Origin of the sequence: Mesobacillus subterraneus (genome assembly GCF_020524355.2) — a bacterium.
Lineage (GTDB): Bacteria > Bacillota > Bacilli > Bacillales > Cytobacillaceae > Mesobacillus > Mesobacillus subterraneus_C.
The window spans coordinates 1,186,003-1,204,804 of record NZ_CP129019.1; the positions used below are offsets into that span (position 1 = coordinate 1,186,003).

24 protein-coding genes and 2 pseudogenes are annotated in these 18,802 nt (G+C 44.6%); 18 read left to right on the forward strand and 8 right to left on the reverse strand.

The window, feature by feature from the left end; translation table 11 throughout:
• Positions 1-41: 41 nt before the first annotated feature.
• Positions 42-887 carry a pyrroline-5-carboxylate reductase gene (gene proC, locus LC048_RS05895; protein ID WP_226602139.1) on the reverse strand — a complete coding sequence of 282 codons (846 nt, stop codon included), beginning with the start codon at positions 885-887 and terminating at the stop codon, positions 42-44.
• 539 nt (positions 888-1,426) lie between these two features.
• Between proC and LC048_RS05900 the strand changes: the two genes are divergently transcribed.
• The 4 genes from LC048_RS05900 to LC048_RS05915 all read left to right on the forward strand — a co-directional run bounded on the left by LC048_RS05900 (position 1,427) and on the right by LC048_RS05915 (position 5,190).
• Positions 1,427-2,392 carry an MBL fold metallo-hydrolase gene (locus LC048_RS05900; protein ID WP_226602140.1) on the forward strand — a complete coding sequence of 322 codons (966 nt, stop codon included), beginning with the start codon at positions 1,427-1,429 and terminating at the stop codon, positions 2,390-2,392.
• An 11-nt stretch (positions 2,393-2,403) separates the two neighbouring features.
• Entirely contained in the window at positions 2,404-3,195 is a 792-nt protein-coding gene (locus LC048_RS05905; RefSeq protein ID WP_226602141.1) for an SDR family NAD(P)-dependent oxidoreductase, read from the forward strand.
• Positions 3,196-3,326: 131 nt separating this feature from the next.
• A complete protein-coding gene (locus LC048_RS05910) occupies positions 3,327-3,848 on the forward strand; it encodes a sigma-70 family RNA polymerase sigma factor (protein ID WP_226602142.1) in 522 nt (173 codons plus the stop codon).
• The gene (locus LC048_RS05915; RefSeq protein ID WP_226602143.1) at positions 3,841-5,190 is read left to right on the forward strand and encodes a DUF4179 domain-containing protein; all 1,350 of its coding nucleotides are present in this window, start codon (positions 3,841-3,843) and stop codon (positions 5,188-5,190) included. Before LC048_RS05910 ends, LC048_RS05915 begins: the two co-directional genes overlap by 8 nt.
• Positions 5,191-5,244: 54 nt before the next feature.
• Here LC048_RS05915 and LC048_RS05920 read toward each other — a convergent pair whose 3' ends face one another.
• Positions 5,245-5,436 carry a YqzH family protein gene (locus LC048_RS05920; protein ID WP_226602144.1) on the reverse strand — a complete coding sequence of 64 codons (192 nt, stop codon included), beginning with the start codon at positions 5,434-5,436 and terminating at the stop codon, positions 5,245-5,247.
• Between the two features lie 229 nt (positions 5,437-5,665).
• Here LC048_RS05920 and LC048_RS05925 point away from each other — a divergent pair, with 229 nt between their 5' ends.
• Complete coding sequence (locus LC048_RS05925; RefSeq protein ID WP_226602145.1) at positions 5,666-6,925, forward strand: Y-family DNA polymerase; 1,260 nt, start codon at positions 5,666-5,668, stop codon at positions 6,923-6,925.
• 21 nt (positions 6,926-6,946) lie between these two features.
• Entirely contained in the window at positions 6,947-7,285 is a 339-nt protein-coding gene (locus tag LC048_RS05930; RefSeq protein ID WP_226602146.1) for a YolD-like family protein, read from the forward strand.
• Positions 7,286-7,386: 101 nt separating this feature from the next.
• Here the strand turns inward: LC048_RS05930 and LC048_RS05935 are convergent, their stop codons facing one another.
• Positions 7,387-7,611, reverse strand: coding sequence for a CDGSH iron-sulfur domain-containing protein (locus tag LC048_RS05935; protein WP_371932045.1), 225 nt, complete (start codon positions 7,609-7,611; stop codon positions 7,387-7,389).
• Between the two features lie 143 nt (positions 7,612-7,754).
• On the opposite strand from LC048_RS05935, the gene LC048_RS05940 reads away from it, so the two are divergent.
• Together LC048_RS05940 and LC048_RS05945 are read left to right on the forward strand one after the other, a co-directional pair.
• Positions 7,755-8,084 carry an iron-sulfur cluster biosynthesis family protein gene (locus LC048_RS05940; RefSeq protein ID WP_226602148.1) on the forward strand — a complete coding sequence of 110 codons (330 nt, stop codon included), beginning with the start codon at positions 7,755-7,757 and terminating at the stop codon, positions 8,082-8,084.
• Positions 8,085-8,169: 85 nt separating this feature from the next.
• Entirely contained in the window at positions 8,170-8,715 is a 546-nt protein-coding gene (locus tag LC048_RS05945) for a hypothetical protein (protein ID WP_226602149.1), read from the forward strand.
• Between the two features lie 192 nt (positions 8,716-8,907).
• Here LC048_RS05945 and LC048_RS05950 read toward each other — a convergent pair whose 3' ends face one another.
• The 3 genes from LC048_RS05950 to LC048_RS05960 form a co-directional block, all read right to left on the reverse strand.
• Positions 8,908-9,846, reverse strand: coding sequence for an alpha/beta hydrolase (locus LC048_RS05950; protein WP_226602150.1), 939 nt, complete (start codon positions 9,844-9,846; stop codon positions 8,908-8,910).
• Positions 9,847-9,941: 95 nt separating this feature from the next.
• Positions 9,942-10,073: a hypothetical protein gene (locus tag LC048_RS05955; protein ID WP_264188393.1), complete on the reverse strand. Its 132-nt coding sequence runs from the start codon at positions 10,071-10,073 to the stop codon at positions 9,942-9,944.
• Positions 10,074-10,145: 72 nt separating this feature from the next.
• Positions 10,146-11,048 carry a hydroxymethylglutaryl-CoA lyase gene (locus LC048_RS05960; RefSeq protein ID WP_226602151.1) on the reverse strand — a complete coding sequence of 301 codons (903 nt, stop codon included), beginning with the start codon at positions 11,046-11,048 and terminating at the stop codon, positions 10,146-10,148.
• Between the two features lie 150 nt (positions 11,049-11,198).
• Here LC048_RS05960 and LC048_RS05965 point away from each other — a divergent pair, with 150 nt between their 5' ends.
• From LC048_RS05965 to LC048_RS06000, 8 genes and pseudogenes are all read left to right on the forward strand, one after another.
• Complete coding sequence (locus tag LC048_RS05965; RefSeq protein ID WP_306049711.1) at positions 11,199-11,885, forward strand: acetyl-CoA C-acyltransferase; 687 nt, start codon at positions 11,199-11,201, stop codon at positions 11,883-11,885.
• Complete coding sequence (locus LC048_RS05970; protein WP_306049713.1) at positions 11,773-12,090, forward strand: thiolase family protein; 318 nt, start codon at positions 11,773-11,775, stop codon at positions 12,088-12,090. Before LC048_RS05965 ends, LC048_RS05970 begins: the two co-directional genes overlap by 113 nt.
• Entirely contained in the window at positions 12,071-12,388 is a 318-nt protein-coding gene (locus tag LC048_RS05975) for an acetyl-CoA C-acetyltransferase (protein ID WP_306049715.1), read from the forward strand. The genes LC048_RS05970 and LC048_RS05975 overlap by 20 nt, the downstream gene beginning before the upstream one ends.
• A 76-nt stretch (positions 12,389-12,464) precedes the next feature.
• A pseudogene (locus LC048_RS05980) lies at positions 12,465-13,155 on the forward strand (CoA transferase subunit A).
• Between the two features lie 36 nt (positions 13,156-13,191).
• Entirely contained in the window at positions 13,192-13,860 is a 669-nt protein-coding gene (locus LC048_RS05985; protein ID WP_226602154.1) for a 3-oxoacid CoA-transferase subunit B, read from the forward strand.
• Between the two features lie 140 nt (positions 13,861-14,000).
• Complete coding sequence (locus LC048_RS05990; RefSeq protein ID WP_226602155.1) at positions 14,001-14,252, forward strand: YqkE family protein; 252 nt, start codon at positions 14,001-14,003, stop codon at positions 14,250-14,252.
• On the forward strand, positions 14,249-14,776 hold the full coding sequence (locus tag LC048_RS05995) for a GrpB family protein (protein ID WP_226602156.1): 528 nt from the start codon (positions 14,249-14,251) through the stop codon (positions 14,774-14,776). Before LC048_RS05990 ends, LC048_RS05995 begins: the two co-directional genes overlap by 4 nt.
• A 60-nt stretch (positions 14,777-14,836) precedes the next feature.
• The gene (locus LC048_RS06000) at positions 14,837-15,571 is read left to right on the forward strand and encodes a ZIP family metal transporter (RefSeq protein ID WP_226602157.1); all 735 of its coding nucleotides are present in this window, start codon (positions 14,837-14,839) and stop codon (positions 15,569-15,571) included.
• Between the two features lie 58 nt (positions 15,572-15,629).
• On the opposite strand, the gene LC048_RS06005 is transcribed toward LC048_RS06000, so the two are convergent.
• Both LC048_RS06005 and mciZ read right to left on the reverse strand, forming a co-directional pair.
• Positions 15,630-16,541 (reverse strand): aldo/keto reductase, encoded by a 912-nt coding sequence (locus LC048_RS06005; protein ID WP_226602158.1) that lies wholly within the window; start codon positions 16,539-16,541, stop codon positions 15,630-15,632.
• A 60-nt stretch (positions 16,542-16,601) separates the two neighbouring features.
• Complete coding sequence (gene mciZ / locus LC048_RS06010; protein WP_306049718.1) at positions 16,602-16,748, reverse strand: Z-ring formation inhibitor MciZ; 147 nt, start codon at positions 16,746-16,748, stop codon at positions 16,602-16,604.
• Between the two features lie 75 nt (positions 16,749-16,823).
• Between mciZ and LC048_RS06015 the strand changes: the two genes are divergently transcribed.
• Both LC048_RS06015 and LC048_RS06020 read left to right on the forward strand, forming a co-directional pair.
• Complete coding sequence (locus LC048_RS06015; RefSeq protein ID WP_226602160.1) at positions 16,824-17,375, forward strand: NUDIX hydrolase; 552 nt, start codon at positions 16,824-16,826, stop codon at positions 17,373-17,375.
• Positions 17,376-18,540, forward strand: a pseudogene (locus tag LC048_RS06020) (endonuclease Q family protein).
• The last annotated feature ends 262 nt before the right edge of the window (positions 18,541-18,802 follow it).

The following is an 18,802-nucleotide window of genomic DNA, read 5'->3' on the forward strand; positions in this document are numbered from 1 at the left end:
CCATTGTAGAGAAACATAGGGCCCAAGGCCCAAATGCAATTTTAGAGCGGGCGATTTGCGGCTGCTAGTTCATTGCCAAGCAGTTGGCCAAGCCTTTTTGATTGGGCTGTGGCTTCTTTTATACAAGAAACGAAAGCAGTTTGGACGCCATGCTGCTCAAGAATGCTGATTCCAGCTTCGGTCGTACCGCCCGGGCTGGTCACCTCAAAGCGAAGCTGGGCAGGCTCCTTATCCGATTTCGTCAGCATTTCTGCCGCTCCCAGTAGCGTCTGGATAATCAGCTGCTTTGCGGTTTGCTTTTCAAGACCGATTTCGGCGGCGCTTTTCTCCATCGCTTCAACAAGGTAATAAATATACGCTGGTCCGCTTCCTGATAATCCTGTGACTGCGTCAAGCTGATATTCCTCAACGTTTGTTGTCATGCCAATCGTGTTAAAAAGCTCCTGCACCAGTGTCTTTTGCATTTCATTCACCAGGGAGTTGACTGCCAGGGCAGTTGCCGATTTGCCAATCGCAGCCGAGGTATTTGGCATTGCCCTTGCTACTGCCAGCGATTTTCCTGCTGCTGACTCAATTGTCTCAATCGAAATCCCAGCGAGGACGGAAATGACAAGCGTTCCTTCTGGTAAATAAGATTTGACCTCCTCGATTGCTGCTGCTGCATCCTTCGGTTTCATTGCCAGGACGACTGCATCCGCGTCTTTAAAAAGTGCCCCTGAATCATATGTCGCTTTGATTCCATACCTCTGCTCCAGAGTGTGTAATCTGTCAGTATCCTGTTTATTAGTAACCCAAATCTGCTCTCCCGGAAGAAGCCCGCTTGCCCCTATTCCGGAAATCATCGCTTCTGCCATCGAACCTGCTCCAACAAAAACAAGCTTCTTCATCAAGATCGCCTCCAAAATATTTTTGTTTCGTTTACGTTTAGTAAACAAGGGAAAAACAAAAAAGCCCTTCATCCAAAAAAGGACGAAAGGCCATGCTTCCGTGGTACCACCTTCATTCACTTCCTCAGCCAGCGCTGAAAAAAGTGCAGCTCAACACCCGTTAACGCCGGTCTACGTCCAGGTTTGCCTGGCAGCTCGCAAGGTAGGGTTCAACACGAAGAGGGCGGCGGAGCCTTTCAGCCGGTGGACTCCACTCTCTTACACCATTCCTGTCTACTCGTCTTGCTCGAATGCTTTTTAAGATTTTACGAAATTTTAATAGTGATTATGCAAGAAAGACAACCCTTATGTCAAGAGGAAATCGGTAAATTTTTAGTTTTTTCAGAAAATAAAATCTGAAAATAATGACATTTGCCCGCTTTAAAGGTAAACTTAATTTTATATTGAAAAAATACCACGGGCTATAAAGTTGAATGATTTCTAAAATTAACAAACCGTTTATCTTATAGAAAAATAATGTTTTGGGGTGTATAGATTATATGGCTGAATGGATAGATGGAATTGCCAAACTGACTTTGCCGACGCCTTTTCCGGTCGGTGATGTGAACGCATATTTAATAAAAGGGGACAGGTTGACACTTGTTGACGCTGGAACGAAGACGGAGCAGTCCTGGGAGTCGTTCAAATCCCAGCTTGCCGATTTGAAACTGAAGCCGGAGGATATTGAACAGGTCATCCTGACTCATGATCACCCAGATCATGTTGGAATGCTGGATTATTTTTCGCCAAGTCTCAGCGTATTTGGACATCAGCTGAATGAAAGGTGGATCAACAGGACGCCGGAATTTGAAAAGGAACATCAGGAATTCTATCAAAAATTCTTTTTACAATCAGCCATACCAGAGCAGTATTTTGTGCCCTCGATGAAAGTGATGAAAAAGACATTAGTATTTTCTTGCGATCGTTCATTGACTGGAACTATTCAGGAAAACGATGTTGCTCCGGCATTGCCAGGGTGGAAAGTGATCGAGACACCGGGCCATGCCCAGAGCCATGTCGTGCTATTGCGTGAAAAAGACGGCACAATGATTGCCGGGGATACAATTCTTGCTGGCATTTCGCCCAATCCATTACTGGAGCCGCCGCTTCCAGGCGAAACGGAAAGGCCGAAGCCCCTGGTTCAATATAACGCAACACTAAAAAAACTGCAGCAGTACCCGATTGGGCTTGTATACACCGGACATGGAACAGAGATAACAGAATTGCAAAGCCTGATCGAAAAAAGACTTGCCCGCCAGCATGACAGGGCATTGCAGGTAAGGGGGATGCTTGAAGGCAGGGAACTCACTGTTTTTGAGATTTGCAAATTGCTCTTCCCGACAGTATATGAGCGTGAACTGAATCTGACCATTTCGGAAACAGTCGGCCAGCTTGACTATTTACAATCCCTGGACGCAATTTCAGTCAGAGAAGAAGGTACATCCTTCGTTTATACAGCAAAATGAGGTGAAAGACGATGTCATCCTTAAAAGGGAAAAATATAATTATAACCGGTGCCTCCGGGGGGATTGGTGCCGAGATTGCCAGGCTTTGCGCTGCGCGCGGAGCGAATCTCGTCCTTCTGGCTAGGAGTATCGATAAACTTGAGAGTTTAAAAAAGGAATTACAATCAAAATATGCGATCAATGTCCATGCCCAGAAGCTGGATGTGTCTGATCCTGAAGCAATCAAGCAGGTCTTTTCAGAGGTGCTTACTGATATTCGCTACGTTGATATATTGGTCAACAATGCCGGCTTTGGTATTTTTGATTATGCACATGAAGCGAAAATTGAAGACATCAAAACGATGTTCGATGTCAATGTCGTCGGCTTGATGGCCTGTACCTCGATGGTGCTGCCTGCAATGAAGCAGCGGAGAAGCGGCCATATTATCAATATAGCTTCCCAGGCCGGCAAGATTGCCACACCTAAATCAAGTGTATATTCGGCAACAAAGCATGCCGTGCTTGGGTATACGAACAGCCTGAGAATGGAGGTTGCAGACGAGAATATCTTTGTCACTTCAGTCAATCCGGGTCCAATTGCTACGAACTTTTTTGAGGTCGCAGATAAACAGGGTACCTATGTGGAAAATGTCAAACGTTTTATGCTGCAGCCTGAATACGTGGCGAAACAAGTGGTCAACCGCATGATGACGAGAACTCGTGAAATCAATTTGCCGCGCTGGATGAGTCCTGGCAGCATTGTCTACTCGCTCTTCCCCCGTACATTTGAACTTTTAGGCAAAAGAGTTTTTAACCAGAAATAACTTTAGTAGAAATATCGATTTTTATCTTTCGAAGACCGCCTTGTAAAATTTTTGGCGGTTTTTTCAATTGAGTAAAACTTTTTTCCGCGTTCGATGTCTAATAGATAGAGACAAAGTCAGGGGGAGACATTTTGGAGCTTCAAGAACTCGTACATAGAGCAAAGAAAGGCGACGAAGCGGCATTTTACGAATTGATGCAACTTCATAAAATACGACTGTACCGGATGGCCCTCAGCTACCTGAAAAATAGTGAGGATGCAGTGGAAGCGCTGCAGGAGGTCACCTTCAGGGCGTTCCAATCGATCCGGAAGGTGAAGGAGCCGCAGTATTTTACGACTTGGCTGACAAGGATCCTAATAAACTATTGCAATGATGAATTAAAGAAGAGAAAGAAAATTCTCGTCAGCGATGATCTCATAAGCCTGATGGGAGCTGAGCACCAGTCCAGTTGGCTTGAGGTCGATGAAGTGATTGGCAAGCTTGATCCCAAGACAAGACAGGTCATCGAACTGAAATATGTTCATGATTTTAAAATAAAGGAAATTGCCGAGATTCTCGAATGCCCTGAAGGTACCGTGAAGACTTGGCTAAACAAAGGGCTGAAAGAGCTTCGCGTACAGCTCGAGGAAAAGGGGGGATTAGGCTATGCTTAATGCCGAGGAAAAAAAGCTGACAAACGCTCAGGCAGCACTTGAGAATATCGAAGTTCCTGAACTCCAGCTGGACCAGGCCATTGCTGCCGGAATCAGCAAGGGGAAAGGAAAGCGGAAGAGAAACCTTTTATATATGAGGACCTTTGCGTCAGCAGCAATCTTGATTTTTGCTTTTACAGCGATGCTCAGGACGTCAGAGACATTTGCTACGTATGTCACCGCGATACCTGGGATGGAGAGGATTGTAGAGCTTGTCCGTTATGACAAAGGGCTGACCTCTGCCATCGAAAATGATTTCGCGCAAAAAATCGGTGTGTCCGATGAACATGACGGCATCAAGATTACCCTCGATTCGGTGATTGTTGACGAGCAGATGATGGTGCTGTTTTATAAGGTTGACTCTTCAGGCGGACACAAGGAAATCTCGGTTGAAAACATGAGGCTGACCGACAGCGCAGGAAATAACATTGAAGAAACCGTGTTTTCTTTTGGTGGATGGGTGGATGATGCAGAGAATAACGAGCAGCTGCTTCAGGCGACATATGAGTTTTACCAGAATAATCTTTCAGAGAGTTTGCAGCTGAGTATTGAGCTCGCTGAAGGAAGAACAGAAGATGGTCAGTCTATAGCTAAGCTGGATGACACATGGGTAATTCCATTCTCGATTGATAAAGATGCTTTCAAGGATAAAAAAGAAGTGTTTGTCTTAAATGAGACAGTTGAGTTTGAAGGACAGAAAATCACTGTCGAAGAAGTGTCCATTTACCCTACGAGAATTGGGGTAACCGTCCATTTTAACGAGCAGAACACCAAGCAGGTTTTTGGCTTTGAGGATTTGAGGCTTGTGGATGAAACAGGAGAAGAATGGGCTGCAATTAATAATGGAACCACTTCGATCCATTCGGAGGAGAACAGAAAGGAATTTTACCTGCAAAGCAATTATTTTAAAAAACCTAAGGAGCTTTTTCTTCGCTTCAATTCTGTGCGTGCACTTAATAAAAATGAGCTCGAATTAATCGTCGATCCCGATAAACTGGAAATCCTGAAGGCTCCAAGTGACGGCCGATTGCTGCAAGTCAGCAGAGAAGAGGATCAGTTGATGCTTACCTTCAAAAGAAGTTCAAAGAAAGGACCGACAAATATTTCTCTCGACCAGGCAGTCGACGGCAATGGGAATGAAATCGGTGACGGTTCAGCCTCTTACAGATGGAGCACGGGTGAACAGCAAGTTGCTTATTTGATCCCATACTTCGGTGAAGGAGCAACTTCTGGCCCGATTACCTTAAAGTTGAATGAATATCCGGCAACAATCAACGGCGAAGCAAATATCAGATTAAAATAATCAAAAGGCTGTCCTGTTTATTCCAGGGCAGCCTTTAGTTTTCAGGGGATTTTTTTAAGTAGCCAAAAATTCATAAACAGCGTCATTGATGATGTCATGCAAATCAGCTTCGGGCTCCTCATTTTTCTGTTTCACAATCTTTATATAAATTTCTTCGAATTCCGCCTCGCCGAAAGGCAGTGAACCATCATGCCGGTACTGGATGAGGCATTTCTGGACCATCTTGCGAATGAGTTTTTTATCCATAACTTAGCACCTCTCACCCTGATTATACTTGGAAGTTCGCCTTTAAAACACCCTCCGTAAATATCTCCATTCCTGGCATGACCCACCATTTCCCCCTTAATTAAGTCAGTCCGGCGGAAAATTACCATTGAAACCGAACGCATATTCGCTTAATATAATGGGTATAATGAAATGGAACAGATGTTCTTGTTGTTGTTGGTGGGTATCCCTGCGGAAAGGAGAGAAGAACATGATCGATTACAGCGAAATGCCGCAAAATAAAATTTTATGTGTGGACATGAAGAGCTTTTATGCGAGCTGTTCCGCCGTGATGCTTGGACTCGATCCGCTTGACTGCTACCTGGCTGTCGTCGGGAATCTTGACCGCCCGGGAAGTGTCGTCCTCGCAGCCTCACCGCGTTTGAAAAAGGAGTTTGGCATTAAGACTGGATCACGGAAATTTGAAATTCCCGATGATCCGCGAATTGTGGTCGTTGATCCACAGATGTCCACCTACCTGCGAATTTCCACAGAAATCTCCCGTGTATTCAATCGCTATGTTCCAAAGGAAGCGATTCATACCTACAGTGTCGACGAAAGCTTCATAAAGGTAGACGGTGCTTCGAAGCTTTGGGGAGACGCTGCTTCAATCGCAAAAAAAATCAAAGATGATATTGAGCGTGAGTTCCAGCTTCCTTGCGCAATCGGGATTGGACCGAACATGCTGATGTCAAAGCTCTGCCTTGACCTCGATGCAAAAAAAAAGGGCGTTGCCGAATGGACCTATGAGGATGTCCAGACGAAGCTGTGGAATGTCTCGCCGCTCAGGGAAATGTGGGGAATCGGCCGCCGTGTCGAGAAAACACTGAACAGTATGGGCATTTTTACAGTCGGCCAGCTGGCGCGCTATGACCTGGAGAAGCTGGAGAAAAAATTCGGTATCATGGGCAATCAGCTATACTGGCACGCATGGGGAGTCGATTTTTCAGATATCGGTGCCCCAATCATGGAAGGGCAGATCAGCTTTGGGAAAAGCCAGATCCTGCTTCGGGATTACAAAGAAGAAGAGGAAATCAAGCATGTCATACTCGAAATGAGCGAGGAAGTCGCGCGCAGGGCAAGAAGCCATGGTAAGGCTGGCCGGACCATCAGCTTCGGGATCGGTTACAGCCAGGATGAATTCGGCGGAGGCTTCCATCGCTCAAGAACAATTCAGGACCCAACCAATATTACAATGGACCTGTATCGTGTCTGCCTCGAGCTTTTTGCCGAGAACTACACGGGAAAGACGGTGCGAAGCATTTCGATTTCACTCGGGAATCTCGTCACCGACAGTGAATTTCAATTGAATCTTTTTGAAAAAAACGGCTGGAAAAAGAAAAAGCTGGGCTATGCAATGGACCAGATCCGCAGCCGCTACGGCTCGACAGCTATCTTAAGGGCGGTATCGTATACGGCAGCCGGAACAGCAAGGCATCGCGCCGCACTCGTTGGCGGGCATAAGGGTTGATAAAAGGAGGAGGAGAGCAAGGTGATTCGTGACCGCGGAAGAATTAAATGGACGTCAATGATGCTTCCTGAGCATGTCAAGATGCTGCGTGACTGGGCACAGGAGGATGCATATGAAACGGAGAAGCAGCTTGATGAACAGCAGCTTGAACAATTGAATGAAACGATTCTCGAAGCGATGGAGTATAACCGCCCGCTCAGCATCACCTATTTCAGGCAAAGGAAATATGAATTGGTGATTGGGAAAATTCATTATTGGAATGAACTTGGACAGAAGCTCCATATCGTTGACAGATTCGAAGAAATCCATCGTATCGGGATCACACACATTGCCGATGTCAGGATTGCGGATGAATGGTAGTTTGATTCACTTGAAATCTGAGAGAGCTTTTATTTTAAAAAAAATCACCAGAAATATCCTCATGAAAAAGAGCAATGGATTGTCCATTGCCCTCAAAAATATTATTCCGTTTCATCCGCTTCCGGTGCACGCACGACTGATTCGAATTTCCCTTTATGGGAAGCATCGCAGAACGGCATGTTTTTGCTCAGGCCGCAGCGGCAAAGCGAGAAAGCAGGCTTCGTTTCATATTTATTGCCGGCCCCATCCAGCAGCTCAACATCGCCGGAAATCCTTAAAGAACCATTATCATTCACCTTGATTGTTACTTTCGTCAAAATAAGCACCCCTTTCAAATGTCACAATTATCTTTGATAGTAAAAGCTAAACGGGAAAATTGCAAGACTATTTTGAGATTGACAAGTGGTTATCGTACGAAATAATGATTCTCTTATGATAAAATGAAAAACTGGAAAGGGAGTGCAGTTTAATGAAACTAAAGATCACTGAAGCAGCTTTAAACAAGCTTCAAGAAAAAATTTCAGGAAAACAAGGGTATATAAAATTGAAATATGATATAGACGGATGCGGCTGTGCAGTAAGTGGGGTAGCTGCCCTCTGGTTTGAAAGTGAACGATATGAGGAAGAAAACAAGATAGAGACAGACGGGATTCCGATCTATATGGAAAAATCCAAGGAAGTCTTTTTTGATGAAGAAATGACAATTGATTATAAGGATACAGCAGGGTGCTTCCAATTAAAAAGCCCGAATGAATATCTGAATCCAAGAATGAGCTTCCATGATAAAAGGAAGTTTTAAGTTTACAAAAAATTGAAAAAAAGGTTAAATAAGAGAGAAGGGTGTAGAAATACATAGAAGTTTGATGAGAAGGCAGGGGAGAAAGATGGGGAAATTGTGGAGGTCAGCCATATTGGTTTTGTGCATGATTGTGCTGTCAGGGTGCGCTTATAAGACTGCGGGAGAAGCAATCCAAAACGATATTCCGTTCAACATCAAACAAACCGTCCACAAGGAAAAAGTCGAGGATGGATGGCTTATCTTTTACACAACAGAGCAAAAAGAAGGCTCAAACACATTCGACGCACTCGCAGTAGCCTATATCAAAGGTAGCGAAAAAGAAGGCTGGGAAAATGCGGGGCATAACCACTGGACTTATTATAAAAATGATTTCATGATCCTGTATGCCGACACTTTCACAACCTTTAAAGAAGACGGAACTTTGGATACGAAGTTTCCCGTGATTTTTGGGAAAATCGTGAATCCCGATATCAAAACCATTGAAGCTGCAGGACCAGATGGAAAGTTTACCAAAATTGAAATCTTTGAAAAAGAAAACGAACGTTATTATTACGCAATTGGCGATTACAAAGAAGTCAGGGCACTGGACGGTGCTGGAAAAGAAATGGATCGCCAGGGAGAAAAACAGTAAAAGATTGGCTTCAGAAGAGCCAGTCTTTTTTTTTGTGGAGAAGAGCGGATAAACGGAAGCAGGAATCAAAGAAGAGTGTCCGATAGAAGGTCTCTATCGGACAAATGGAAGTAGGCACGGAAGAAAAGTGTCCAATAGAAACCTCTATTGGATTTATACGAGCTGAAAAGATACAACCTCGCTCAGCATGTATTAATGATCTGCGTTCGTACTTCCATGATCGGCGAAGACATATTCCTCAAGAAATTCATCAAGCACCTTCTCGTATTGTTCCCGGTTCTCGCTGTAGGATTGGGCGTGTAGGCCGTTATCGGCCATGTATAGCTTCTTCGGCCCTTGCTTCTGTTCAAACAAGGCCTCGGTCATCGATGGCAGGATGAAATCGTCCATGCGGCTATGGATGAAAAGGATTGGGTTTTTAATATTTTCGATAACTGCAATCGGAGATACCTGACTCAAAGAATATTTATCACGGATGCGGACAAACATACTGGCGACTGGCAGCAATAACCTTGGCGGCAAAAATTTAACCTCTTCCTTGATGCGATAGGAGAGTTGCTCACTGAAGTCGGAGAACGGACAATCTGCGACATAGAAATCGGCGCCATCCTCAATCATGCCCGCATATAGGAGAAGCGTAGCTGCCCCCATGGATTCACCATGGACTCCGAGAAGCAGATCCGGCCCTTTTTCTTTCCTGAGCCAATCTACCACCGATTTAAGATCGAATTTTTCATAATATCCATAGCTCGTAGTTTTACCGCCAGATTCGCCATGGCGGCGATGGTCGTATATAACTGCGTTGAAGCCTCTGTTGAGGAACAAATTCATGTATTTCACAGAATTCGTCTTGCTCTGGGTAACTCCGTGGGCGATGATGATATACCGGTTTGTCTCGTGAGGTTCGACAAGGACGGCCTTCAAAGGATACCCGAGAGAAGAGGGAATGCTAACTTCCCTTTTTGGCAGTGCTTCATATTCATCTGGCACCAGATGGCCAGCGTCTTTTTCCCGGTTAAAGATTTCGTCATCATCTTTCTTTTTCAAGAACATGACTCTGTTAGATATAAAAACCCCCAGTGAGGTCAGGACAAGCAAAAAAGAAAATAACACGCGGAATGCCTTTCTCAAGCTAAACCCTCCGATAATTCATTTTCTCTATTTTACCATTAGCGGATATAAAACAAACATAAAAAAGACCGCCGAATCAGGCGGTCCCCCCATCGTTATTGCTGCGAATTCTGGCGCTTTGTTGGGTGAATCGCTTTTTCAAGATCCTCGGCGGCAATCTGCTGTTTTACATTATCTGCGTTTGGCTTGCCTTGCTGGCTATAGCCTTTGTCACGTTTTTGGCTCATGCAATATGCTCCCTTCTTCAAAATAACCTCTTCTAATAAGATGGATTCAAGAGCGGAAGCTTATGCAAAAACTTAAACAGTAACAGAATTCAGCTTGAAATAGGTACTATCAATCGTCCTTGAGATATGAGGCTGAATCACCTCAATAGCCTTGAGCAGCGTGTCAAGATCGACGCCGGTTTCGATTCCCATCCTGTGGAGCATATAGACGACATCCTCGGTAGCAGCGTTGCCTGCAGCACCTGGGGCGAACGGGCATCCGCCAAGGCCCCCGGCAGAAGTGTCAAACCGGGTGACTCCTGCCTGTAGAGCGGCAAAAATATTCGACAATGCCAGCTTTCTTGTATCATGGAAATGTGCAGTCAGCAGCACATCCGGACAGGCATCCTTTAGTTTGGAAAATAAAGAATAGGACTCATGGGGTGCAGCCATGCCGATTGTATCGGCGACGCTCAATTCATCGACCCCGGCCTCAACGAATTTACTGCATAATGCGAGGACCTCATCTTCTTCAACCTTGCCTTCATATGGACAATAAAAAGCTGTTGAGATGCATGCGCGAACAAAATAGTCTTTCGACTTAAGCTCTGCGATTAACGGTAGAACCTCCGTAAGGCTCTCTGCAGTCGTTTTGTTGATATTTTTTTGGTTGAAGGTATTGCTGACTCCGACGAAAACAGCGACTGCTTTGCAGTCAGTCATATAGACACGTTCAACACCCTTTTTATTGGGAGCGAGGACAATATTCCTTGTATTGCTGTCAAGACAGTCAGCAACGATCTCTGAGGCATCTGCCATCTGTGGCACCCATTTAGGAGATACAAAGGAAGTAAGTTCCATTTCTTTGACTCCGGCAAGCTTCAGGGAATTTATAAAAGCTTTTTTTACATCAGTAGGAACAAAATTCTTTTCATTTTGAAGCCCATCTCTCGGGCCAACTTCAATTATTTCAACCTTCTCGGGAAGCTGCAGCATTTGATATAACCCTCCTCTTAAGATACCTTAATTGTAAATAGAATATTTTAAAAAATGCAAGAATAAATAAAATTTTGATAAAATAAAAGGGATTTTATCGAAAGCAATAGAAGTAATTAAAACGTGAGAACCAGAGAAAGGGTGAGCAGTTTGAGCAAGACTGAAGCAGTAATCGTAGCTGCAGTAAGGACAGCAATTGGCAGCTTTAATGGTAGTTTGAAAAATATTTCCGCACCAGAACTCGGTGCCGCTGTAATTAAAGATGCATTGAAGCAGGCGGGTGTCGATCCTGGTCAAGTGGATGAAATCATCATGGGCAATGTACTTCAGGCTGGTCTTGGACAAAACCCTGCAAGACAGGCAGCGATTAAGGCGGGTATTCCTGAAAGCGCTTCCTCTATGACAATCAATAAAGTATGCGGCTCAGGTTTGAAGGCTGTACACCTGGCAGCGCAAGCCATCATAGCAGGTGATGCGGAAGTTGTCGTTGCCGGCGGAATGGAGAATATGAGCCAGGCACCATATTTATTGAAAAATGCACGGGATGGATTCAAGATGGGTGATCAGAAGCTCGAAGACAGCATGATCTCAGACGGCCTTTGGTGTGCATTCAATGACTACCACATGGGTGTCACGGCTGAAAACCTGTGCTCAAAATATGAAATCGGAAGAAGCGAGCAGGACGAGTTTGCGTCAGCTAGCCAGGAAAAAGCAGCAAAGGCGATTGAAGAAGGCACGTTCAAGGATGAAATCGTGCCAATCGAAATTCCGCAGCGAAAAGGAGATCCGGTCGTTTTTGATACGGATGAGTACCCAAAAAAAAGGGACAACTGCTGAGAAGCTTGGCGGCCTTCGTCCGGCATTCAAAAAGGATGGCAGTGTAACGGCGGGGAACGCATCAGGAATCAATGATGGAGCTGCTGCATTGGTTGTCATGAGCAGGGCAAAGGCTGAAGAGCTTGGCTTAAAACCGCTCGTTGTCATTAAGGGAAATGCGAGCGCAGGTGTGGATCCCAAGCATCATGGGCATCGGACCAGTTGACGCAGTTAAGAAAGCATTGAACAAAGCGGGCATGACGATGGAAAACATCGAGCTGATCGAGGCGAATGAAGCATTTGCCGCTCAGTCTCTGGCTGTCGATCGTGAGCTTAATTTTAACAAGGACATTCTAAATGTAAATGGCGGTGCGATTGCCCTGGGCCATCCAATCGGAGCGAGTGGAGCCAGAATCCTTGTTACACTGATCCATGAAATGAAGCGCCGTAACGCAAAGACCGGTCTTGCTACACTGTGCATAGGCGGCGGGCAGGGTGTCGCAACAGTTGTGGAACTCGCTTAAGCCTATAAATCTTGTAACTTAATAAATCAGGCACCGGCATTTGCCCGTGCTTCCATAGTCAAAGGGGGGAAGAACGATGAAAACAATTTGCACATCCTTTCAAGACGCTGTAGCAGAAATCCAAGATGGCGCAACATTGATGGTTGGCGGCTTTGGTCTGTGCGGGATCCCGGAAAATGTCATCCTCGCACTTGTTGAAAAAGGGGTGAAAGACCTGACTGTCATCTCCAATAACTGTGGAGTTGATGACTGGGGGCCTTGGGCTGCTGCTTAAAAACAAGCAGATTAAGAAAATGGTAGGTTCCTATGTTGGGGAAAACAAAGAGTTCGAAAGACAGGTATTATCTGGTGAAATCGAAGTCGAATTGATCCCACAAGGAACGCTGGCGGAAAAAATCAGGGCAGGCGGAGCTGGCATTCCGGCTTTCTATACACCGGCAGGAGTAGGAACTCCAATTGCTGAAGGAAAAGAAACCCGCATGTTCAATGGCAAAGAGTATCTCCTTGAAGAGTCACTGACAGCGGATTTTAGCATAGTCCGTGCCTGGAAGGGCGATAAAATGGGAAACCTGGTCTATCATAAAACAGCGAGGAACTTCAATCCGATGATAGCAGCTGCCGGCAGGGTCACAATTGCTGAAGTCGAGAATTTATATGAGGTTGGAGAATTAGATCCGAACAGTATCCATACTCCAAGCATTTATGTCCAGACACTGATTGAGGGCAATCAGGAGAAACGGATTGAAAGGCTGACAGTGAGAAGTTAACTCTTAACTCTGGCTGATCAAGAAAGGAGAAGGCATATGATTAAAAACAAAGGGAATGTCCGGGAGAAAATCGCGCGCCGGGCTGAAAAAGAAATCGAAAATGGTTTTTATGTAAACCTTGGCATCGGGATGCCGACACTGGTTGCAAATTTCATTTCCGACGACAAGCAGGTAGTCCTACAGTCTGAAAACGGCTTGCTTGGGATTGGACCTTATCCTTCCGAGGACAGCGTCGATCCCGATTTGATCAACGCAGGCAAAGAAACGGTTACCGCGATTCCAGGGGCTGCGTATTTTGATTCTGCAGAATCCTTTGCAATGATTCGCGGAGGACACATCAATATCGCTATTCTTGGCGGAATGGAAGTTTCTGAAGCTGGAGATCTTGCTAATTGGATGATTCCAGGAAAGATGATTAAAGGTATGGGCGGTGCAATGGACCTTGTCCACGGAGCACAAAAAATCATCGTGATCATGGAGCATGTGAACAAGAGTGGTGATGCGAAAATCCTTAAGGAATGCAGCTTGCCGCTGACAGGAAAAGGTGTTGTCAACCGCATCATCACAGATATGGCTGTCATTGACGTAACACCTTTTGGACTGAAGCTTGTAGAAGTAGCTTCAGGCTACACAGTCGACGATGTCATCAAATCAACAGAACCTGAACTCCAGGTAGACGACTCAGTTGTCTTAGACGCATATTGATTAATCGGGAACGCCTGTTAAAGGGCGTTCCTTCGTCTTTAAAACTGTTAGATATTTAACTTAAAAGTTTTCATGATATAATCTTGTAAAAAATAGGCTAAGCTAATCTGCTTCAGCTGAGCAAAGAAGAGGGATCAACGATGAAAAAGAAACAAAAACGCCAGCAGCAACAAGTAAAGAAAGAAGAAAAACCAGCAACACTGGGCGATCTCCTGAACCAGGATATCATGCAAAAGTTAAAAGACCAGCAACAACAATTAAAGGAGGAGGAAGAAAAGAAAAAGCAGGCTGAATGGGATCGCAAGAAGGAAGAGAAGCGTTTAAGGGAGAAGAACAAATCATTTGAAGAATTGCTCTCCGAAAGCGACATGGATTGGAAGAGGTTCAAATGACCCGAAGAAGAGTGGAAGTAGTTCCATATAATCATGAATGGAAAACGCTTTTCGGAAAGGAGAAGCAACTTCTGGAATCCATCTTTTTACCAGCAGAAGTGGAAATCTACCATATCGGCAGTACATCTGTCCCTGGACTTAGCGCCAAGCCGATCATAGACATCATGTTAGCCGCTGACAGCCTTGAGCAAGTTGAAAAGGCAACCCCTGCCATAGAGGGTGCTGGCTACGAGGCGAAAGGGGAAAACGGCATCCCTCGGAGGCGGTATTTTCAAAAACATGACGAAAATGGAGTGCGAAAAGTTCATTTGCACTCTTTTGAAAAAGGCAGCCATCAATTGCACAGGCATCTTGTATTTCGCGATTACTTAAGGGCTCACCCACGAGAAGCCAGAAAATACGCTGAAGTAAAAGAAAAAGCTGCCCAAAAATATGAGTATGATATTGAATCCTATATTTCAGAAAAATCCCCGATTGTAAAGGAGTTGGAGAATAAAGCGATGCAATGGAGGTCAGTCAGATAAGAAATGTTTTGCTCCCTGTGCGAAAGGGCAATTAAGTAAAAAAAGCAAAGGAGCAAAGCATTGTTACTTATTACTTTCATATTAGCGGCTGGATTCGTTTCAATCCATCTATTTTCAAGATATGTACCTTTCCTCGACAACGTACCTCGAAGCCGACTGCTTTCAGCTGCAGGAGGCATTTCTGTAGCATACGTATTCATCCACCTGCTCCCTGAGTTGAATAAACATAACGAGGTCCTTGACAAGAGTATCCAATCTGACGCCCTGAACTTCTTTGAAAATCATACATACATAGTAGCGATGCTTGGTCTGGCCATATTTTATGGACTGGAACGTATGGTGAAGAACTCAAAGAAAAGACAGCAAGAGAAAAATAATCTGGACAGGGCTACTATGGGCGTGTTTTGGATCCATATCGTTTCTTTTTTCCTTTATAACAGTTTGATAGGATACTTGCTGCTTGATGGAGAACAGGAAACGGTAAAGGGGCTGGTATTTTATTTTATAGCCCTGGCCGTCCATTTCATCACGAGCGACCATGCGCTTAGGGAGGCGCACAAGGAAATATATGACCGAATTGGAAGATGGCTTCTTGCTGGCGCAATAGTGATAGGCTGGGCAATCGGCCTCATCTGGGAAGTAGATGAAAGCATTATTGCAGTGCTATTTGCCCTGCTTGCAGGGGGTGTCATTTTAAATGTAATGAAAGAAGAGCTTCCAGAGGAAAGAGAGAGTAACTTTTGGGCCTTTGCCGCTGGACTGGCAGGCTACACATTTTTGTTGATGCTAGCTTAAACCCTGTAATAGGCCTAAAAAGGAACACTTTCACATGCGAAAGTGTTCTTTTCTATGCTCATCTGTGCTGGTCATATTTATTTGCTTTTGTAATTGATCGAATTAATTCGACTTCCTCGGTAGAGAGCAAAGCGGAATTTGCTGCCCTGGCATTTTCCCTTATTTGTTCAGGGGTGCTTGCCCCTGCTACGACAGAAGCTACTGCAGGGTGTGATAAATTATACTGAATGGCGACTTCTGCAAGGGATCTAGTTGAGGCAAGCTTCTCTTTCAACAATGGAAGGACCTCTTGCAATTCTTCAAAGCTGTAATCAAGATACCCTTTAGAGGCTGCTTTCTCGAGCATCCTGTCACTAAGCATGCCTTTAGCCACGGTGCCTCTTGTTACTGCACTGATGTTCTTTTCATGTAGGAGAGGCAACACTTCTTCTTCAGGACGCCGGTCAAGGATGCTGAGCTGCATCATAACGGAGACGATGCTTGATTTTTGAGCAAATTCACGAATGACATTGGGCCTGATGGATGAGATTCCATAATATTTGATATAGCCTTCATCCTTCAATTCTTCAAAAGCCTCGATTGTTTCGTCAATATTGTCTTCAACCGTCCCGCCGTGCAGCTGGTAAAGATCAATATAATCGGTATTCAGCCTTTTCAAGCTTTGCTTGACGGCTTCTTTGATGTGATCCTTCGATGGATCCCAGGTCCAGCTGTCTTTCGCCTCAGTCCAACGATTGCCAGCCTTCGTAGCGATGATGACCTGCTCCCGGACATTCTTTAAGGTTTGTCCGATTATCCTTTCGTTCTCCCCGAAATCATATAAATCGGCAGTATCAAAATAGTTGATCCCTTCCTCCAAAGCAGATTCGACTACGGATTGTGCCTTTAGAAAATCTGTTCCAAGCGACATGCAGCCAAGGCCGATTTCGCTGACGTAGAAGTCAGATGTACCTAGTTTCCTTCTCTTCATAAAAAATCACTCCGATCCAATGTTGATTTTATTTTAACGAAAGGAAAGGAGTGCATTCAACTATTTAGGTTGGCGGACCGGCTGATTGACTGTCTCCACCCAATCTTTTACCAGCTCATGCTTTTTGCCATACTCTTTCAGTATGCGTTTGATTTCCCATGCCTTGCCTGCAAGAGTGATCCCCTGGCTATGGACGTATATTTTCATCAGCATACTCCTCTCGAATAAGTATGATAAAATGTATGAGCAATCGATATCGGATTAGAACAGGAGTGTACATGAATGAAATCTCTTGAAGAAAAAACATTGAAGTCGGAGAAGATTTTTTCAGGTAAGGTCATTAGCCTGCAGTTAGACGATGTAGAATTACCGAACGGAAAAACATCAAAAAGGGAGATCGTCAAGCATCCAGGCGCAGTCGCGGTCATTCCGGTAACAGCTGATCATAAAATCATCATGGTTGAACAATACAGGAAGGCGCTTGAAAGGACGATCGTCGAGATTCCGGCAGGCAAGCTTGAGGCAGGAGAAAATCCGGAAGTTTGTGCTGCACGTGAACTTGAGGAAGAAACAGGCTATGAATGCGCTAATTTGGAATGGCTAATTTCCTTCTATACATCTCCAGGGTTTGCAAATGAAATCATCCATGTATATAAGGCAACAGGGCTAAATAAAAAAGCAAATCCGGCAGCAGCCGATGAAGATGAATTTGTCAATTTGATGGAAATAACCCTTGAAGAGGCAATTCAGCTTGTGAAAGAACAAAAGATCTTCGATGCGAAGACAGCATTTGCAGTGCAGCATCTGCAGTTGCAGGAGGCATTGGAAAAGTAAATGAAGGAATACTTCGTTGATCTGCACATCCATATTGGCAGAACGAAATCAGGCCGTGCCGTTAAAATCACTGGTGCAAAATCGCTGACATTCAGCAATATAATCCGCCACGCACGTGATTATAAAGGATTGGATCTGATAGGGGTGATAGACAGTCATTCACCTGAAGTCCTTGATGAAATGGAAGAATTGTTTAAAGCAGGTGAACTGCAGGAACATCCAGATGGTGGGTTGAATTATGGCGGGATGAGTGTGATCCTTGGTTCTGAGTTAGAGATTAATGATGAAAGCACCCAGGGGGCCACTCCACGTGCTATGCTACCTGCCCAGCTTGAAAACGATGAGAGCTTTTTCAGAATGGCTGGAAAATCACTTGAAAAATATTCATTTGAGCTCGCAAAGAGTCTATATTTCTGGCCGTGTTTTGCAAAAGAAGGTGAAACAACTTGGCGGCCTCTTCATTCCCGCTCATGTTTTTACACCCTTCAAAAGCTTATACGGAAAAGGGGTGAAGAGTTCTCTTTCAGAGATTTTTGATGCAGACATGATTGATGGCATTGAATTAGGCTTAAGCTCGGATACGAACATGGCAGACCAGTTAGCTGAGCTTCATCGTTACTCATTTGTAACGAATTCCGACGCCCACTCTCTTGCTAAAATTGCGAGAGAATACCAGAAGATTGAAATGGCTGAGCCATCTTTTCGTGAGCTGGAACTTGCTTTAAAACAACTGGAAGGCAGGGGTATCAAAGCGAATTACGGTCTGGATCCGCAACTTGGAAAGTATCACCGTACAGTCTGTGCAGAATGTCTGGCTTTCAATCCATCATATGATCGTGCGTGCGATGAATGTGGATCTGTCAATAGGGTAAAAGGTGTCGCCGACAGAATCCAGGAATTGAAGACTTCAGAGGGAAATCAAAGTGGAAGGCCGCCATATATCCACCAGGTGCCGCTCGAATTCATTCCGGGGCTTGGGCCGAAAATGCTAGAAAAGCTGATGGACCACTTCGGGACAGAAATGGCTGTCCTTCATTCTGTGCCTTTAGATTCTTTAAAAAAGGTCATTCCGGAAAGGACAGCAGTAACCATAGATAGAGCAAGAAGAGGCCAACTCGCTTTTCACGCAGGCGGGGGAGGCAAATACGGAAAAATATCAGATTAAGTTGGTCCGGTCCATGCGACCGGATTTTTGTTTCTGTTAGGCTCTATTCTCAAACTGTATTGCTATTGAATGCACAATTTGATTGAACTATATTCTTTCGTAAAGTTGATGCTTCTTATGAGAAAAGAGCATGTAAACTTAGTACCGACCTGCCAAATGGGTATATATTACGTTAAAATCGGCTTTAGGATTTTAACAAAAATCTAACGAGAACAGCCTTCTATTATTTTAGAAATAGAAGATTTGCAGTCATAGACTCCTT

Coding starts and splice junctions, on each gene's coding strand:
- LC048_RS05900 (WP_226602140.1), top strand. CDS start 1,427: ATGGCTGAATGGATAGATGGAATTGCCAAACTGACTTTGCCGACGCCT.
- proC (WP_226602139.1), bottom strand. CDS start 887: ATGAAGAAGCTTGTTTTTGTTGGAGCAGGTTCGATGGCAGAAGCGATG.
- LC048_RS05990 (WP_226602155.1), top strand. CDS start 14,001: ATGAAAAAGAAACAAAAACGCCAGCAGCAACAAGTAAAGAAAGAAGAA.
- LC048_RS05925 (WP_226602145.1), top strand. CDS start 5,666: ATGATCGATTACAGCGAAATGCCGCAAAATAAAATTTTATGTGTGGAC.
- LC048_RS05945 (WP_226602149.1), top strand. CDS start 8,170: ATGGGGAAATTGTGGAGGTCAGCCATATTGGTTTTGTGCATGATTGTG.
- LC048_RS05940 (WP_226602148.1), top strand. CDS start 7,755: ATGAAACTAAAGATCACTGAAGCAGCTTTAAACAAGCTTCAAGAAAAA.
- LC048_RS05915 (WP_226602143.1), top strand. CDS start 3,841: ATGCTTAATGCCGAGGAAAAAAAGCTGACAAACGCTCAGGCAGCACTT.
- LC048_RS06005 (WP_226602158.1), bottom strand. CDS start 16,541: ATGAAGAGAAGGAAACTAGGTACATCTGACTTCTACGTCAGCGAAATC.
- mciZ (WP_306049718.1), bottom strand. CDS start 16,748: ATGAAAATATACGTCCATAGCCAGGGGATCACTCTTGCAGGCAAGGCA.
- LC048_RS06015 (WP_226602160.1), top strand. CDS start 16,824: ATGAAATCTCTTGAAGAAAAAACATTGAAGTCGGAGAAGATTTTTTCA.
- LC048_RS05960 (WP_226602151.1), bottom strand. CDS start 11,048: ATGCTGCAGCTTCCCGAGAAGGTTGAAATAATTGAAGTTGGCCCGAGA.
- LC048_RS05975 (WP_306049715.1), top strand. CDS start 12,071: ATGGGCATCGGACCAGTTGACGCAGTTAAGAAAGCATTGAACAAAGCG.
- LC048_RS05955 (WP_264188393.1), bottom strand. CDS start 10,073: ATGAGCCAAAAACGTGACAAAGGCTATAGCCAGCAAGGCAAGCCAAAC.
- LC048_RS05920 (WP_226602144.1), bottom strand. CDS start 5,436: ATGGATAAAAAACTCATTCGCAAGATGGTCCAGAAATGCCTCATCCAG.
- LC048_RS05905 (WP_226602141.1), top strand. CDS start 2,404: ATGTCATCCTTAAAAGGGAAAAATATAATTATAACCGGTGCCTCCGGG.
- LC048_RS05995 (WP_226602156.1), top strand. CDS start 14,249: ATGACCCGAAGAAGAGTGGAAGTAGTTCCATATAATCATGAATGGAAA.
- LC048_RS05985 (WP_226602154.1), top strand. CDS start 13,192: ATGATTAAAAACAAAGGGAATGTCCGGGAGAAAATCGCGCGCCGGGCT.